General features: G+C 66.0%; 14 protein-coding genes. 3 read left to right on the plus strand and 11 right to left on the minus strand.

Annotated features, from left to right (window positions below):
* Positions 1-12: 12 nt before the first annotated feature.
* Positions 13-351: a hypothetical protein gene (locus MJO58_RS15885; RefSeq protein ID WP_239720015.1), complete on the minus strand. Its 339-nt coding sequence runs from the start codon at positions 349-351 to the stop codon at positions 13-15.
* A gap of 639 nt (positions 352-990) precedes the next feature.
* Between MJO58_RS15885 and MJO58_RS15890 the strand changes: the two genes are divergently transcribed.
* Together MJO58_RS15890 and MJO58_RS15895 are read left to right on the plus strand one after the other, a co-directional pair.
* Entirely contained in the window at positions 991-2,130 is a 1,140-nt protein-coding gene (locus tag MJO58_RS15890) for a DUF5631 domain-containing protein (protein ID WP_276553169.1), read from the plus strand.
* Positions 2,131-2,141: 11 nt separating this feature from the next.
* Positions 2,142-2,456 carry a DUF2563 family protein gene (locus MJO58_RS15895; protein WP_239720016.1) on the plus strand — a complete coding sequence of 105 codons (315 nt, stop codon included), beginning with the start codon at positions 2,142-2,144 and terminating at the stop codon, positions 2,454-2,456.
* 49 nt (positions 2,457-2,505) lie between these two features.
* Here the strand turns inward: MJO58_RS15895 and MJO58_RS15900 are convergent, their stop codons facing one another.
* The 3 genes from MJO58_RS15900 to MJO58_RS15910 form a co-directional block, all read right to left on the minus strand.
* Positions 2,506-3,393, minus strand: a complete 888-nt coding sequence (locus tag MJO58_RS15900) for a DUF7373 family lipoprotein (protein WP_434086375.1) — start codon at positions 3,391-3,393, stop codon at positions 2,506-2,508.
* Positions 3,394-3,476: 83 nt separating this feature from the next.
* Entirely contained in the window at positions 3,477-4,115 is a 639-nt protein-coding gene (locus MJO58_RS15905) for a sensor domain-containing protein (protein ID WP_239720018.1), read from the minus strand.
* Positions 4,116-4,632: 517 nt separating this feature from the next.
* On the minus strand, positions 4,633-5,757 hold the full coding sequence (locus MJO58_RS15910) for a M24 family metallopeptidase (RefSeq protein WP_239720019.1): 1,125 nt from the start codon (positions 5,755-5,757) through the stop codon (positions 4,633-4,635).
* 35 nt (positions 5,758-5,792) lie between these two features.
* Here MJO58_RS15910 and MJO58_RS15915 point away from each other — a divergent pair, with 35 nt between their 5' ends.
* Positions 5,793-6,749 carry a 5'-3' exonuclease gene (locus tag MJO58_RS15915; protein WP_090603182.1) on the plus strand — a complete coding sequence of 319 codons (957 nt, stop codon included), beginning with the start codon at positions 5,793-5,795 and terminating at the stop codon, positions 6,747-6,749.
* 1 nt (position 6,750) lies between these two features.
* Here the strand turns inward: MJO58_RS15915 and MJO58_RS15920 are convergent, their stop codons facing one another.
* From MJO58_RS15920 to pafA, 7 genes are all read right to left on the minus strand, one after another.
* A complete protein-coding gene (locus tag MJO58_RS15920; RefSeq protein WP_090609141.1) occupies positions 6,751-7,503 on the minus strand; it encodes a DUF4333 domain-containing protein in 753 nt (250 codons plus the stop codon).
* A gap of 55 nt (positions 7,504-7,558) precedes the next feature.
* On the minus strand, positions 7,559-10,315 hold the full coding sequence (locus tag MJO58_RS15925) for a DEAD/DEAH box helicase (RefSeq protein ID WP_090609143.1): 2,757 nt from the start codon (positions 10,313-10,315) through the stop codon (positions 7,559-7,561).
* A 24-nt stretch (positions 10,316-10,339) separates the two neighbouring features.
* A complete protein-coding gene (gene tatC / locus MJO58_RS15930) occupies positions 10,340-11,320 on the minus strand; it encodes a twin-arginine translocase subunit TatC (protein WP_420845358.1) in 981 nt (326 codons plus the stop codon).
* Between the two features lie 55 nt (positions 11,321-11,375).
* Positions 11,376-11,642, minus strand: coding sequence for a Sec-independent protein translocase subunit TatA (tatA, locus tag MJO58_RS15935; RefSeq protein ID WP_090603184.1), 267 nt, complete (start codon positions 11,640-11,642; stop codon positions 11,376-11,378).
* Positions 11,643-11,714: 72 nt separating this feature from the next.
* Positions 11,715-12,686 carry a helix-turn-helix transcriptional regulator gene (locus tag MJO58_RS15940; protein WP_090603186.1) on the minus strand — a complete coding sequence of 324 codons (972 nt, stop codon included), beginning with the start codon at positions 12,684-12,686 and terminating at the stop codon, positions 11,715-11,717.
* A gap of 49 nt (positions 12,687-12,735) precedes the next feature.
* Positions 12,736-13,734, minus strand: a complete 999-nt coding sequence (locus MJO58_RS15945) for a helix-turn-helix transcriptional regulator (RefSeq protein ID WP_239720020.1) — start codon at positions 13,732-13,734, stop codon at positions 12,736-12,738.
* Between the two features lie 213 nt (positions 13,735-13,947).
* Entirely contained in the window at positions 13,948-15,306 is a 1,359-nt protein-coding gene (gene pafA / locus MJO58_RS15950) for a Pup--protein ligase (protein WP_090603191.1), read from the minus strand.
* Between the last annotated feature and the right edge of the window lie 2 nt (positions 15,307-15,308).

Consider the following 15,308-nt stretch of genomic DNA (forward strand, 5'->3'; position numbering starts at 1 on the left):
GATTTGATGGCATTATCGCACGGCAGGCTGAATCGCGGACAAATCAAATCGGATTTTATCGATTTTGCTGAGATGCTGCGCAATGCTCGGTCCGGTCCGCTTGCCCAGCAGCAAGGTTATACGATCGACGATCTTCGAAATGCTTTCAGCCAAGGTGAGATCCGAGCGCGCGAGGTTGCCGATAAGAATGGCACTAAGGAATACGCGTATAGCACGGCCTATGACAGCATGATGGGCCTCCAACACGATCTGACCACCTTGGCCGAAGAGGGAAATAAGCAGATCGACAAAATCCAACAGTCCAAAGAGCCTGCGGAAGCCAAAGTTCCGCAAATCATCGCCGCGGTACACCAATATCAAGCGCTATCGAATCTTGCAGCTGCGAAATATAGCGGCAATGTACTAGATGCAATGCAGCGCATCCTGGCCGGAGAGGGACATGGGCAGTCGGCTCGTCAGTTCGCACAAGACCATGGCCTCGATGTCGGTCGTATGTTTAAGGGCCAAAACGATCTCGAAGAGCAGGTACGACGCCAATTAGGTGAAGCCGGTTCATCCAACCCCGGGTCTACAGATCCGCCAGGGTCCGCGCCGCCACAACTCGGCGCATCCGGGGGCGGTACCCCAACTGGGGGCCCGCAACCGGCATCGTTCAGTACTGATTCTGCGCCGCCACAACTCGGCGCAGCCGGAGGAAACACACCAACCGAGCAGCCGCCACAGACAACCTTCGCGACCGGCTCCAAGTTGCCACCGCAGGTCGGCACGCCAGGAGGTCCAACGTTACCAGGCCTTCGTGGAACGCCCGTGCCTTCAGCGAGCTATTCCAGCAACGCACCAGCGCCCATAGCACCGTCCGGGCCGACTCCATCGATGGCAGCGGGTGGCGCCCCGCATCTGCCCTCCACTTCGGTGTCCCCCCTGACCAGTGCGGCGGGCGCACCAACCGCACCGGCGAGCCCGGTTCAACCGGTCACCCCGGGCGACTTGATGCATAGCTTCGATAAGGGAATGCAAGCGGGAACACCGATTTCGGCGACAGCCGGCGCAATGCCGCCACCTCAACCCGCGGAGCCGCAAGCCCCGCCGACAACGCCCACATCGGGGATGGGCAGCGTTCCGGTCAACGCAGCGGCATATGACTCCCCCGCCCCGGTCGCCCACGCGGCAGCCCCTGATGCGACCCCGGCACCGCAGGTCGTTGCGGGACCATCGGCACCCGCCGCCGCGGCCACACCTACACCCGCGGGCCCGCTGCCCGCTTATGCCTCCGACATTCGGCCGGCGGTCCCCGCGGCCTCCGCCCCTGTTGTCCCGTCGAGCGCACCGCCCTCGGCGATGGCAAGCTCGGCACCGGTACACCCCTCGGCGGGACAGGCGAGCCCCGCCGGACCCGCGGTCGTGCGTCAGGCGCCCACCCCGCCGCCTCCATCGTCGCCGTCGAGTTTGGGAACCGAGGCCGCCGCTGCCACCGCCACCGGAGCGGTCGCCGGAGCGGCATCGGCCAGCGCCGCCGAGCGGGCGCGGCTGGAACGTCTCGTCGCCGCGGTCGCCCGTCAGCAACCTCGATTGGCCTGGGCCGCAGGAGATCGACCTGACGAAACCACCGTGCTGATAACCGATCTCGCGAGCGGCTGGATTCCACCGGGCATCCAGCTTCCGGCTGCGGTCACGCTGCTCTCCCCCGAACGCCGCCGCGGCGATATCGAAACGCTGCTCGGCGAAGTCACCCTCGCCGCCGGCTACACCCCGATCCACGCCGTCCCCGAGGAAGACGAACCGATACCCACCTCGCCGCGCCCGCGACGGGTGCCCGAAATTGACGAACTCGGTTGGGAACTCAACCAAGCGACCCAGTGGCGCGACGGTCTACCAAGGCTCGCCCACACCCTGGCCAAGGCTGCCACCAGCGGCACCGGAGTGCTGGAAAAGGAAGTCGAACTTCTTCAGACGCATCTGCGCGAAGTCAGCACCCGCGTTCTGGACAACTACCCCGACGACGTGGACTGCCACGATATCGGCAACTGGCAGCTGCTGGCCGCGATCGAAGCCCTGGTGGCCGGCAACAAGTCGGAAGCTAACTATCACCTCGCCTGGTTCCGGGCCTGCAGCACCACGATGAGCCAGTAAGGAGGGCAGCGATGTTCGTCGACACGGGATTACTGCACTCAGGCGGCAGCCAGACACAGCGCGCGGGCGGGCATGCCCAAGACGCGGCTGATCGCCTGGCGCGAGGACCCGTGATGTCTGGAATGTTCGGTGACTTCTCCGCCGCCGACGCGTTCCATGATGCGGTGAGTGTGGCCCACGGCAAGCACGTGAAAAACCTTCAGGCCCATGGCGAAACGCTCATCGATATCGGCGGCAAGGCATTCCGGGCCGCCACGGGCTTCACCGATATGGAATCGCACAACTCCGCAGACTTGCGGGCCGTGCGACCTGACTCCGTGACATAAGCATCTGCTACCCGGCGTATCTAGCGCTGGGCGACATCATATCCGCGACTCATTTGGCGGTGATCAACATCAGGTACTGCGCTGCTACCATTTCGCGAACGTCGGGATCAGAGTCGGACACCTCGATCACATACCTGTCGGCCTGCGCCACGCAGTAAAAATTTTGAGACGCTGCGTCCTTAAGCTTGAAACATTTGGCGGCAGGCAGCCCCCGCACCCCCGCGGCCGCGGTCCCGTGAGCTACCGCGTCCGCAACGAAACCCTCCAGAGCCCGCGCCGCCGCTGGGGCATCCGGCATCTGGTAAACATTGTCTTTGCCAACTGAACCGTATTGCAAACCAACGGAATCGAACAGCTGCTTCGAGCGCGGCGGGTTCTCCTGGAAATGCAATATCGCGCGCGAATCATAGACGCCTTCGTCAACGGTGGTCGTTTCTTCCGACAAGGTACGCGCCCAGAGCCCCGAGGGGTCGATTTGCAAATCAGGAAGCTGTTCGACCGGGGTCGGCGAAAACTGATCAATTAGCGGCCCTTGGAGGTCGAGCGTCGCAGCCACCATGTTGACGAGCGCATCGGCTCCCTCGGTGCCATCGGCATGTTGGGATAGAACGTAGGGTCCGTGTGCGGTATATGCGAAAACATTTACTTGCGAAGTCGCCTCGTACGTATAGGCAGTAGCGCCCGGATGGCGAGGAATCGGAATGGGGTGAGTCGGCTGCGGCCCGCTATACCTCGTTTGGATACTCGCGCTCTTTGCACTCATATCGGCGGCAGCGGCCATCGCGTCTTCCGGTGTGGCGAAGCGCAACACCATATTTATCAGTTCCTTTGTCATCGCTCTGCGGGCGGTGACAAACCCTGTGACGAAGTTATGGTTCGCGGCACCGCTTGGAATCGGTTCGGGCAGAGCCAAACTCACCGCGTCAGCGCTTTGCAGTGGGTTAGCAAGCGTCGTCGTCCGACCGGCACCATGTGACGTTCAGCAGTCGGGTCGTCGCGGTGTCAGGTTAGCTTCGGCCGTCATCGTGCCGCGTCGATCTTGGCCGCAATCGGTTTGATCAGAGCCGGTACAACAGAATCGGACACGTTGTACCCGCAGTCGGAAACGTCAATAATGACGTTGTTGCGCACAGATACACCACGTTGACAGTTCCTGCCATCGCCGCCCTCCCACAGCAGCGACGTGGAGACTATCCCGTCTTTCTCGGACACCTGGCCGACCATCTCGAACGCTGCTCTGGAATTAGGCACATTAACCTCGCGGACGTTGAGAGTCCGATTTGCGCACTGGTGAAATCTATCCGTCGCTCGCTGGTAGAACTTGGCCGCAGCCCCAGCATCCTGATAGGCAACCACCGCTTCGACCACGGAATACTTTATTGCAGCACTGTCCGGCGCATCCGCTAACTCTTGCCTGCGCATGGAGACCCAACCAGTACCGTCATAAAAGGACTGGACTACCGCTAAAATCACGCCAACACAATTATTGTCGGCGATCTCGTCATCGAAAAACGAATGAGACTCTGCGGGCTTTGTGAGAGAGACCAACGGGGGTGCCGACACCGCAGCAGCGACGTCAGCCGGGCTTGCCAGCAGGCCGTCGAGCGCAGTTATCGGAACTGGCGGCACAGACGAGGTCGACGGCACGGTGGTGTTCATGGTCGCCTGCCGGGAATCAGAATTGCCCGAAAATTTGACGACAACAAGGCCAGCTACTACGGCCGCAACGACAAATACCGCTAGGCCGCCGAGCAGCCACCATCGCCGTGTACGACGGGGTTTGCCGGCCGGTACCCAATCTCCGTAGCCCGTTGGCGCCCCAATGCCCATCGCGGGCGGGCCCAGATTTAACCCGTTCCCGCGCCACGCCGCGTCAACTGGCGGTGGATGTCCTCCTGGCGGAAACGGCGGGCCAAAATGTAAAGGCGGCGGCGCGGGGGATCCGCTCGGCATCCGGTAACTCGGTGGGCGCGCACCACCCGCTGCATCTTCGTTCACAACCGCCCCATTTCGAACTGCAAAATGCGATAAACCAAAGGTACCGGAGGTGTCACGACCGGTAATAGAAGAAATCCCTGGTACTTGTTTACACACGAAGGGCCGATCGCGGTAGCCACGTTGGTGCTCGAGCGGGCGCTACCGTTACAGGCCACCCGAGGACCCGCTAACACCCCACCTAGGGCACCGGCACCACCACGAGTTCGTGCGGCCGGTTGTTGACGGGCAGCGCGCCGTCCTCGGTCACGACGACAATGTCTTCGATGCGAGCCCCCCAGCGGCCCGGGAAGTAGATGCCCGGTTCGATCGAAAAGGCCATTCCCGCAGTCAAAGGCAGATCATTGCCCTTGACGATGTACGGCTCTTCGTGCACCGAGAGCCCGATGCCGTGACCGGTGCGGTGCACGAAAAACTCACCCAGCCCGGCCTCGGTCAGCACATCGCGCGCCGCGGCATCGACCTGCGAGGCGGTCACGCCCGGGCGAACCGCATCATAAGCCGCTCGCTGCGCCCGTTGCAGCAGCGAATACTGTTCTGCGACAACGGCATCAGGCTCACCCAGGCTATAGGTCCGCGTCGAGTCGGAATGGTAGCCCGGCTCGTAGGCTCCCCCGATGTCGACGACAACGAGGTCGCCGGCCTGCAGTTCGCGATCAGAATAGCTGTGGTGCGGGTCGGCCCCGTGTGGCCCGGAGCCGACGATGATGAACGATACATCCGAATGCCCTTCGGCGACAATGGCTTCGGCGATATCGGCAGCAACGTCGGCCTCGGTGCGGCCCGGGATCAAAAACTCGGGCACCCGGGCGTGCACCCGGTCGATAGCCGAACCGGCCTTGCGCAGCGCGTCAATCTCACACTCTTCCTTGACCATCCGCAGCGTGCGCAGGATGTCGGTGGCCAACACCGGTGACACGCCGAGCAGCCCGGCTAACGGCAACAGATGCAGCGCCGGCATCGAATCGGTGACGGCAACAGCAGCCGGACCGCCCAGCGCCGCGAGAACCAACTGGTAGGGGTCGTCGCCGTCGACCCAATCGCGCACCGCCAAGCCCAGTTCCGCAATCGCCGATCCTTTGAGCGAGGCCAGCTCCAGCCGCGGCACCACGACGGTCGGATCACCGGAGGCCGGCACCACCAGCGCAGTCAGCCGCTCGAAGGTCTGCGCGCGCGAACCGCTGAGGTAGCGCAGGTCGTATCCGGGCGTAATCACCAGGCCGCCGAGTCCGGCCTCGGCGGTCGCCGCGGCGGCCGCCGCCAGGCGCCGGGCGTAGACGTCGGCGTCGAATCGGTGAGAGTCCATGGCAGCCAGGCTAACCGCGCTGGCAGGATAGCCGCATGCCTGCACCTGTGTTGCTGCTGGACGGCGCCAGCATGTGGTTCCGCTCGTATTTCGGGGTGCCGTCGTCGATCACCGCCCCCGACGGGCGCCCGGTCAACGCCGTCCGCGGATTCATCGACTCGATGGCCGTCGTGATCACTCAACAGCGGCCGAAACGGTTGGCGGTCTGCCTCGACCTGGACTGGCGCCCGCAGTTTCGGGTTGACCTGATTCCGTCGTACAAGGCGCATCGGGTGGCCGAACCCGAACCCGAAGGCACGCCCGACATCGAGGAAGTGCCCGACGACCTGACGCCGCAGGTGGACATGATCATGCAACTGCTGGACGCCTTTGGGATTTCGACGGCCGGTTCGGAAGGCTTCGAGGCCGACGACGTACTGGGCACGCTGGCCGCACAGGAACGCGACGACCCGGTCGTCGTGGTCAGCGGAGACCGCGACCTGCTGCAAGTGGTGTCCGACGACCCGGTCCCGGTTCGGGTGCTCTACCTGGGCCGCGGCCTGGCCAAAGCCACCCTGTTCGGGCCCGCCGAAGTGGCCGAGCAGTACGGCGTTCCGGCGGAAAACGCCGGGCCGGCCTACGCCGAACTCGCGCTGCTGCGCGGCGACCCGTCTGATGGCCTGCCGGGTGTGCCGGGCGTCGGTGAGAAGACGGCCGCCACCCTGCTGGCCCAGCACGGCTCGCTGGATCGGATCCTGGCCGCCGCCCACGACCCGAAATCCAAACTCGCCAAGGGATTGCGAGCCAAATTGCTGGGCGCGACCGACTACATCGAGGCCGCCGGCCAGGTGGTGCGGGTGGCCACCGATGCACCGATCACCTGGTCGACGCCCACCGACGAACTACCGCTGGTCGCCGCCGACCCGCAGCGCACCGCGGCGCTGGCCACGGAATTCGGCGTGGGGTCCTCGATCGCCCGACTGCAGAAAGCGCTCGACTCGTTGCCGCAGTGAATTACTGCGGCCGGCCGACCTCGTAAGTGCCCTTGTCGTCCTGGAAGGTCACCGTCACGCGCTTCTGAGCCCCGTCGATGCTGACGGCGCAGTCAAAGGTGGCGCCCTTCGTCACGGTCGGGTCGGCGCCGTTGTTGCACTTGACGTCCTTGACGTTCTTGGCGCCGTAGCCGTTGGTTTCGTCGGTCAGGACCTGCTGCACACCGGCCTGCGCTTTGTTGACGTCCAGCTTGGTGGTGACGAAGAAGCCGGGCTCCCAGAAACCGAGCACCAATACGATCGCGATCAGCAGGAAGGCGACCGCACCAGCTATGCCGCCGATCAGCGCCATCGAACGCTTCTTCTGCGGCTGAGCGGGGTACTGCTGCGGGTACTGGCCGGGCTGGCCGTACTGGCCCGGTTGCCCGTATTGGCCGTACTGACCGGGCTGCTGACCGTACTGACCAGGCTGGCCGTACTGACCGGGTTGGCCATATTGCCCCGGCTGGCCATACTGGCCGGGCTGACCGTACTGCGGCTGCTCGGGCTGCCCGTAGCCCGGCTGCTGTTGCTGGGGATACGGCTGCTGGTACTGGGGGTACTCGGCGGGCGGCGTATACGCCGGCGCCTGCCAGGTACCCTCCTGGGTCGGCGGTTGCTGCTGTTGCCAGGGCGAGCCCACCTGACCCACCTGAGTCGGTTCCTGGGAGCGATCGCCACCCTCGGCGGGCGGGTGCCACTGCTGGCCCGGGTCCGATCCGTGCGGTCCGCTCATCATGTCTCCTCAATCGCCTCGTGTTTTGGCCCTGTAACGGTAGCTCGGAGCCAGCCTACCCGGCGTCAACTGCGACGACGCCGCGCCGAACATCGTTGATAGCGCGCTTCGCCGTCGCCCGCAGTTCAGCATCCGGCGCGGCATTGCGAACCTGGTCCAACAAGTCGAGCACCTGGCGACACCACCGTACGAAATCGCCTGCCAACAACGGCGAACCGCCGCCGGTCGCGTCGGCCGCGGACAACGAGGCGGCCAGATCGCCGGTCCGGGCCCAGCGGTAGACGACGGCGACAAAGCCGTCGTCGGGTTCGCGGCTCGGCGCGATCCGGTGTGTTTGCTCGTCGGCGCGCAGCGCGAACGACAACTTCGCTGTCTGCAGCAACGCCTGTCGTAAACGCGGTGTGGGCGCCTCGGCGGCAAACGGGGCGCTGGGGCCGTCACCGCCGCGGGTCTCGTACAGCACCGACGAGACGACGGCGGCCAACTCGGCGGGCTTGAGCTCCGCCCACGCGCCGGTGCGCAGGCATTCGGCGACCAGCAGGTCGCTCTCGCTGTAGATGCGGGCCAACAACCGGCCGTCGTCGGTGACGCGCGGATCACCCCCGGCGGCCTGGATGAACTCGCGCTCGGTGAGCAGCCCGACGATCCGGTCGAACGTGCGCGCCAGCGAGTTGGTGGCGGCAGCGACCTTCTTTTCCAGCTGCGCGTTGTCGCGTTCGATGCGCAGATAGCGCTCGGCCTCACGAACCTGCGCCTCGACGCCGGGGCTGCTATGGGCCGGGTGGCGGCGCAACTCCTCCCGTAACGACGCCAGCTCCGGGTCGTGGAAGCCGCCGTCAGAATTCGCGGCGCGACGACGCGACGGAACGTCGAGCGGAGCGGCGGCCGATCGCAGCGCCGAGGCCAGATCGCGACGGACCCTTGGCTGGCGATGTTCGACACGCTTGGGCAATGACATCGACCCCAGCGGCGCGGTGGCCCCCGAGTAGTCGGCCGACGAAATCCGGCCCGCCCAACGGTGTTCGGTGAGCACCAGCGGCCGCGGGTCGTCGCCGTCGCGCGCCGATTCCAGCACCACCGCCAGGCCGCTGTGCCGGCCGTTGGTGATCGTGATGATGTCGCCGCGGCGCAGTCCGGCCAGCGCCTCGTTGGCCGCCTGGCGCCGGTGCAGCCGCGACGCCCGGGACTGCGCGCGTTCCATCTCGGTAATCCGTGCGCGCATCCGGGCGTATTCCAGGATCGGCGCGTCGGCCCCACCGAGTTCGGCGGCGATTTCGTCCTGCACCCGCTTGCCGCGGTCGATGCCTTTTACCAATCCGACGACAGACCGGTCGGCCTGGTACTGCGCGAACGACTGCTCCAAAAGTTGGTGCGCCTGCTCCGGACCCATGTGCTGGACCAGGTTGATCGTCATGTTGTACGACGGCGCGAACGAGCTTTTCAGCGGGAACGTCCGGGTGGACGCGAGCCCGGCCACCGCCGACGGTTCGGAGGTCTCCTCGGCGGGATGCCAGAGCACCACCGCGTGGCCCTCGACGTCGATCCCGCGCCGGCCGGCCCGTCCGGTCAACTGCGTGTACTCCCCCGGCGTCAGCGGCACGTGCGCCTCGCCGTTGAACTTCACCAGCCGCTCGAGCACCACCGTGCGGGCGGGCATGTTGATGCCCAGCGCCAGGGTTTCGGTGGCGAACACGGCCTTGACCAGGCCGGCCGTGAACAGCTCCTCGACCGTATGCCGGAAGGCCGGCAACATGCCGGCGTGGTGGGCCGCCAACCCGCGCAGCAACCCCTCCCGCCACTCGTAGTAGCCGAGCACCGCGAGGTCGGCGTCGTCGAGGTCGCCACACCGGTGTTCGATCACCTCGGCGATCTGGGCGCGTTCCTCCTCGCTGGTGAGCCGCAGCGGCGAGCGCAGGCACTGCTGCACCGCGGCATCGCACCCCGCGCGGGAGAACACGAACGTGATGGCCGGCAACAGCCCCTCGGAGTCCAGCGTCGCGATCACGTCCGGCCGTGCCGGCGGCCGGTAGAAGCGCGGCCGGTCCGGCCTGCCCCTGCCCGTCTGCCGGCGGGGACCACGCCAATCACCCATCCGGTCGGCCTCGCGGCGGTGCGCAATATGGCGCAGCAGTTCGGGATTCACCCGCGGATGACGATCCGCGGCCGGCTTCTGGTTCTCATAGTCGAACAGATCCAGCAGGCGCCTGCCGACCAATACGTGTTGCCATAGCGGCACCGGCCGATGCTCGTCGACCACGACCGTGGTGTCGCCGCGCACGGTCTGGATCCAGCCGCCGAACTCCTCGGCGTTGCTCACCGTCGCCGACAGGCTCACCAGCCGTACTTCGTCGGGCAGATGCAGGATCACCTCCTCCCACACCGGACCCCGCATCCGATCGGCAAGGAAATGCACCTCATCCATCACCACATGGGAAAGTCCTTGCAGCGCAGCCGAATCAGCGTAAAGCATGTTGCGCAGCACCTCGGTGGTCATCACCACCACGGGCGCATCGGCGTTCAGCGACACATCGCCGGTCAACAACCCGATCCGGTCGCGTCCATAGCGTGCCGTCAGGTCGGTGTGCTTCTGGTTGCTCAACGCCTTGATCGGAGTGGTGTAGAAGCACTTGCTGCCGGCGGCCAGCGCCAGGTGGACGGCGAATTCGCCGACCACCGTCTTGCCGGCACCCGTTGGGGCGCAAACCAATACGCCGTGACCGCGCTCTAGCGCCGCACAGGCCCGGGTCTGGAAATCGTCGAGCCGAAATGGCAATTCCGCGGTGAACCGTGGCAGCTCAGTCAGTTCGGTCACGCCGCCGTCCGGTGGTGCAGTCATCTACGTGACGTCGTCGTGTTGCCCGACGCGCAACGACGGCTCGGGCTGCAGGTGGGACGGGGCCTCGGATAGGGGTCCGGCCGGCTCGATGACCGACGCTTGGTCGTCGGGGATCGCGGTCTGGGCTTCGCGCTTGGCTTTTCGCTTGTCGTGGACGCGGGCGATCTGGATGGCCAGCTCTTGCAGCACGGACAGCGCGACGCCCAGCGCGGTCATCGAAAACGGGTCGGAGCCGGGGGTGAACACCGCCGCGAACACGAACATCGCGAAGATCAGGCCGCGCCGCCACGCCTTGAGCTTCTCGTAGGGCAGCACACCAACCATGTTGAGCATGACGATCAGCAGCGGGAATTCGAAGCTGAATCCGAACACCAGCAGCAGGTTGATCAGGAAGCCGAAATAGCGATCGCCCGACAGCGCGGTCACCTGCACGTCGCTGCCGACGGTCAGCAGGAAGCCCAGCGCCTGGGACAGCACGAAATAAGCCAGGATCGCACCGCCGACGAACAGCAACGCGGCGGGAATCACGAACCCGATCGCGAAGCGGCGTTCCTTTTGATACAACCCGGGCGTGATGAACGCCCACAGCTCGTAGAACCACACCGGGCAGGCCATCACGATCCCGGCCGTCATCCCGACCTTGAGCCGCAGCATGAACTGGTCGAACGGCGCGGTGGCCAGCAACCGGCATTGCCCGTCGGCGCTGATGTCCGCGCGCGCCGACTGCGGCAGTGAGCAATAAGGATGGCGGAGCCACTCGCCCAGGCTCTGAAGCCCGAACAAAGGATGCCCGTACCAGACGAAGCCGAGAATCGTGGTGACCAGGATCGCGGCCAGCGAGATCAGCAGTCGGGTGCGCAGTTCGGTCAGGTGATCGACCAGCGACATCGTCGCGTCGGGATTGGTCCGGCTGCGCCTGTTGCGCGGGTTGAGGTGCTTCAGAAACGCAGCAGTGCGCGCTGGAATCTTGAATGCTTTCACGACGGTCGGTCAGTGGCGCTCGGGCACCATCTTGGCCAACGAAGCCGATTCCCGGCTACGCGGGACGCGCTTCGGTGTGGCCCTGCTCGGTTGCCGCCGACGGGTCGACCCGCTGCGACTGGACGGGCTGGGGCGCCGCCGCGGGGCTTTCGATGGACGGCGCGTCGGACTTGTTCTCCGTCTGCATCTCGCGCAGCTCGGACTTGAAGATGCGCATCGATTTGCCCAGCGAGCGCGCCGCATCCGGGAGCTTCTTGGCACCGAACAGCAGAATCACGACGACCGCGAGGATCGCCCAGTGCCAGGGACTAAGACTGCCCACTTTTATTACCTCCAGACGTCTACCCGATGCTACCGCAGCGCGGCGTTGTGCCGGTGTGCCCGCGCCGTAGGGTCAGGACGTCACTGCCTGGTAGGACTCCAGTGCCGCCGCCGCGGCATCCCGTACACGCTCGGCAAGGGAGCGTGGTTCAACCACGCGCACGTCCGCCCCGAAACCGAGCACCAGGCGTGTCATCCACTCCTCGGAGGCATACGTCATGACCGCCTCGCACGATCCGTCCGGCAACTCGCGGACGTCGCGCATCGGGTAGTACTCGAACATCCACGACGCGGCCGGCGCCACCCGCAGCCTGGCCGACGGCAGCGACGGATCGCCGTCGAACAGCGAGGTGTCCGGCGGCGCCTGCAGCGCCGGCTGGGGTGGGGCGGACGGCTCGCCCAGCTCGCTGGCCTCGACGATCCGGTCGAAGCGGAACAGCCGCACGCCCTCGGCTTCGCGGGACCACGCCTCTAGATAACTGTGTCCGCCGATCAGCAGCACCCGGATGGGGTCGACGATCCGGCTGGTCAGGGTGTCGTGCGAGGCCGAGTAGTAGTCGATGGCCAGCGCGTGTTTGTACTGCACGGCCGTGCGCACGGTGGCCGCGGCGCGGTTTTCGATGGGCGCCGGCTCGTCGATCGCGGTGACCGTACCCGTTGCGTCCTGCCCGACGGCCCCGGCCGCGGCGGCGATCTTGGCGATCGCGCTGCGGGCCGCCTCCGGATCGACCACGCCCGGGATGTCGGCCAGCGCCCGCAGCGCGACCAGCAGGCCCGTCGCCTCCGGCGAGGTGAGCTTGAGCGGGCGGTCGATGCCCGCCGAGAACGTCACCTCGATGGTGTCGCCGGAGAACTCGAAGTCGATGAGATCACCCGGGGAGTAGCCGGGAAGACCGCACATCCACAGCTGGTTGAGATCCTCCTCGAGCTGCTTGTCCGAGACGCCCAGCTTGGCGGCGGCCTCGGCGCGCGTGATCCGCGGATTGGCCTGGAAGTACGGCACCATGTTGAGCAGCCGGACCAGGCGAGTGGAGACGGGAGTCATTGGCGCCACTCCTCCTCATCGCTTCGCTCTGCATCGTCGCCGGCGCGCGTCATGCCGGTGTCTCCGCGTGGGCGCGCAACCGGGCCAGCACATCGTCGCGCAGTGTTCGGGGCTCGAGTACGACGGCGTCGACCCCGTATCCGGCGATTTCGCGGGCCAGCCGATCGCTCGAGCTGATCTCGAGCTCGATCACCTCGCCGTCACGGCCGCCCAGTTGGCGGGTACCGGTGGACCGTCCAGCGCGACGCAATGCGGTCGCCCGCCCGGCGGCGACCCACACCAGCGCCTGCGCACCGGTCGGTGTCCCTGAAACGTCCGTGACCGTTTGCGCGACGATCTTGCGCAGGTCGACGCCGTCGGGGACGGTGACGGCGCCGGCCGGGCCGATCGGCTCGACGTCGGCGCCGATGCGGGAGAGCCGGAAGGTGCGGGTGGCATCGCGGTCACGGTCGTGGCCGACCAGATACCAGCGGCCCTTCTCGGTGACCACACCCCACGGCTCGACCGTGCGCATCGTGTAGGGCTCGGCACGCGATGGCCGGTGCGGAAACTGCACGGCCTGTCGGGAATCGATGGCGGACAACAGGATTCCGAGTACATCCTCGGAGCCGCGCAGACCCGGCACGCCCTCCGGGGAGGCGATGGCCACCGGCGCCTCGGGGTCGACGTCGACACCGGCGGCACGCAGCTTGAGCAGCGCGCCCTGCGTCGCGGTGATCAGTTCCGGTGACTCCCACAACTGGGTGGCGACGGCGACCGCGGCCGCCTCATCCGGGGTCAGCTCGACCGGCGGCAGCGAGTAGGCGTCACGGTTGATGCGGTACCCCTCGCTGGGGTCCAACGCCGACACCCGGCCGACCTCGAGCGGGATGCCGAGGTCGCGCAATTCGTTCTTGTCGCGCTCGAACATCCGGGAAAACGCCTCGAGGCTCGGGCTTTCCGAATAACCCGCCACGCTGGACCTGATCTTTTCCGCGGTGATGTAGCCGCGAGTGGACAGCAGGGCGATGACGAGATTGACCAGACGTTCGACTTTCGAGGTCGCCATTTGCTTTAGGTTAGATGGCCCGTTCTCGGCGCGCGCACCGACTCGCCATCGCCACACTGGCCACACGCGTTTCAATTTCGGAGGGCACAGGTGCTTTTGAAATGTGATAGCGCATGCGATATCGCGTTTGGACTTCGACTAGGCCAACCCATGGCGGTGCCGGTGTGACTGGTGTGACGGGCAGGCGGCGGCGGTGAGGCGGGTAGGCAACGGCTACATGCTGGCGATGAGCCGCTTGACCCGCTCGTCGACCGCCCGGAACGGGTCCTTGCACAGCACGGTGCGCTGGGCCTGGTCGTTGAGCTTGAGGTGCACCCAGTCGACGGTGAAGTCGCGACCGGCCGCCTGGGCGGCGCTGATGAACTCGCCGCGCAGCCGCGCCCGGGTGGTCTGCGGGGGGTTGTCGACCGCCTCGGCGATCTCCTCGTCGGTGGTGACGCGCGTCGCGAGGCCCTTGCGCTGCAGCAGGTCGAACACGCCGCGACCGCGCTTGATGTCGTGGTATGCCAGGTCCAGCTGCGCGATCTTGGGGTCGGACAGCTCCATGTTGTAGCGGTCCTGGTAGCGCTGGAACAGCTTGCGCTTGATCACCCAGTCGATCTCGGTGTCGACCTTGGCGAAGTCCTGGCTCTCGACGGCGTCGAGCTGACGGCCCCACAGGTCGACGACCTGCTCGATCTGCGCGTTGGGCTCGCGGGTCTGCAGGTGCTCGACGGCGCGGGTGTAGTACTCGCGCTGGATGTCCAGCGCGCTGGCCTGACGCCCGCCGGCCAGCCGCACCGGACGACGACCGGTGATGTCGTGGCTGACCTCACGGATGGCTCGGATCGGATTGTCCAGCGAGAAATCGCGGAACGGCACACCGGATTCGATCATCTCCAGCACCAGTGCGGCGGTGCCCACCTTGAGCATGGTGGTGGTCTCGCACATGTTCGAGTCGCCGACGATGACGTGCAGCCGCCGGTACTTCTCGGCGTCGGCGTGCGGCTCGTCGCGGGTGTTGATGATCGGGCGGCTGCGGGTGGTGGCCGACGAAACGCCTTCCCAGATGTGCTCGGCGCGCTGCGACAGGCAGAACGTCGCGGCCTTGGGGGTCTGCAGCACCTTGCCGGCCCCGCAGATCAGCTGGCGGGTGACCAGGAAGGGCAGCAGCACGTCGGAGATCCGGGAGAACTCACCGGCCCGCACGATCAGGTAATTCTCGTGGCACCCGTAGGAGTTGCCGGCCGAGTCGGTGTTGTTCTTGAACAGGTAAATGTCGCCGCCGATGCCTTCGTCGGCAAGCCGCTGCTCGGCATCTACGAGTAGGTCTTCCAGCACCCATTCCCCGGCCCGGTCGTGGGTGACCAGCTGCACCAGGCTGTCACACTCGGCGGTGGCGTACTCGGGGTGGCTGCCCACATCGAGGTACAGCCGAGCGCCGTTACGCAAGAACACGTTGGAGCTGCGACCCCATGACACCACCCGGCGGAAAAGGTAGCGGGCTACCTCGTCCGGGGACAGGCGGCGATGGCCGTGGAACGTGCAGGTGACACCGAACTCGGTCTCGATGCCCATGATTCGTCGCTGCACAT

Source organism: Mycobacterium lentiflavum (assembly GCF_022374895.2).
Classification (GTDB): Bacteria; Actinomycetota; Actinomycetes; order Mycobacteriales; family Mycobacteriaceae; genus Mycobacterium; species Mycobacterium lentiflavum.

Bases quoted from the DNA above. Each gene is read 5' to 3' on its own strand.
- MJO58_RS15890 (WP_276553169.1), top strand. From the start codon at position 991: ATGCATAGCTTCGATAAGGGAATGCAAGCGGGAACACCGATTTCGGCG.
- MJO58_RS15895 (WP_239720016.1), top strand. From the start codon at position 2,142: ATGTTCGTCGACACGGGATTACTGCACTCAGGCGGCAGCCAGACACAG.
- MJO58_RS15905 (WP_239720018.1), bottom strand. From the start codon at position 4,115: ATGAACACCACCGTGCCGTCGACCTCGTCTGTGCCGCCAGTTCCGATA.
- MJO58_RS15910 (WP_239720019.1), bottom strand. From the start codon at position 5,757: ATGGACTCTCACCGATTCGACGCCGACGTCTACGCCCGGCGCCTGGCG.
- MJO58_RS15915 (WP_090603182.1), top strand. From the start codon at position 5,793: ATGCCTGCACCTGTGTTGCTGCTGGACGGCGCCAGCATGTGGTTCCGC.
- MJO58_RS15920 (WP_090609141.1), bottom strand. From the start codon at position 7,503: ATGAGCGGACCGCACGGATCGGACCCGGGCCAGCAGTGGCACCCGCCC.
- MJO58_RS15940 (WP_090603186.1), bottom strand. From the start codon at position 12,686: ATGACTCCCGTCTCCACTCGCCTGGTCCGGCTGCTCAACATGGTGCCG.
- MJO58_RS15945 (WP_239720020.1), bottom strand. From the start codon at position 13,734: ATGGCGACCTCGAAAGTCGAACGTCTGGTCAATCTCGTCATCGCCCTG.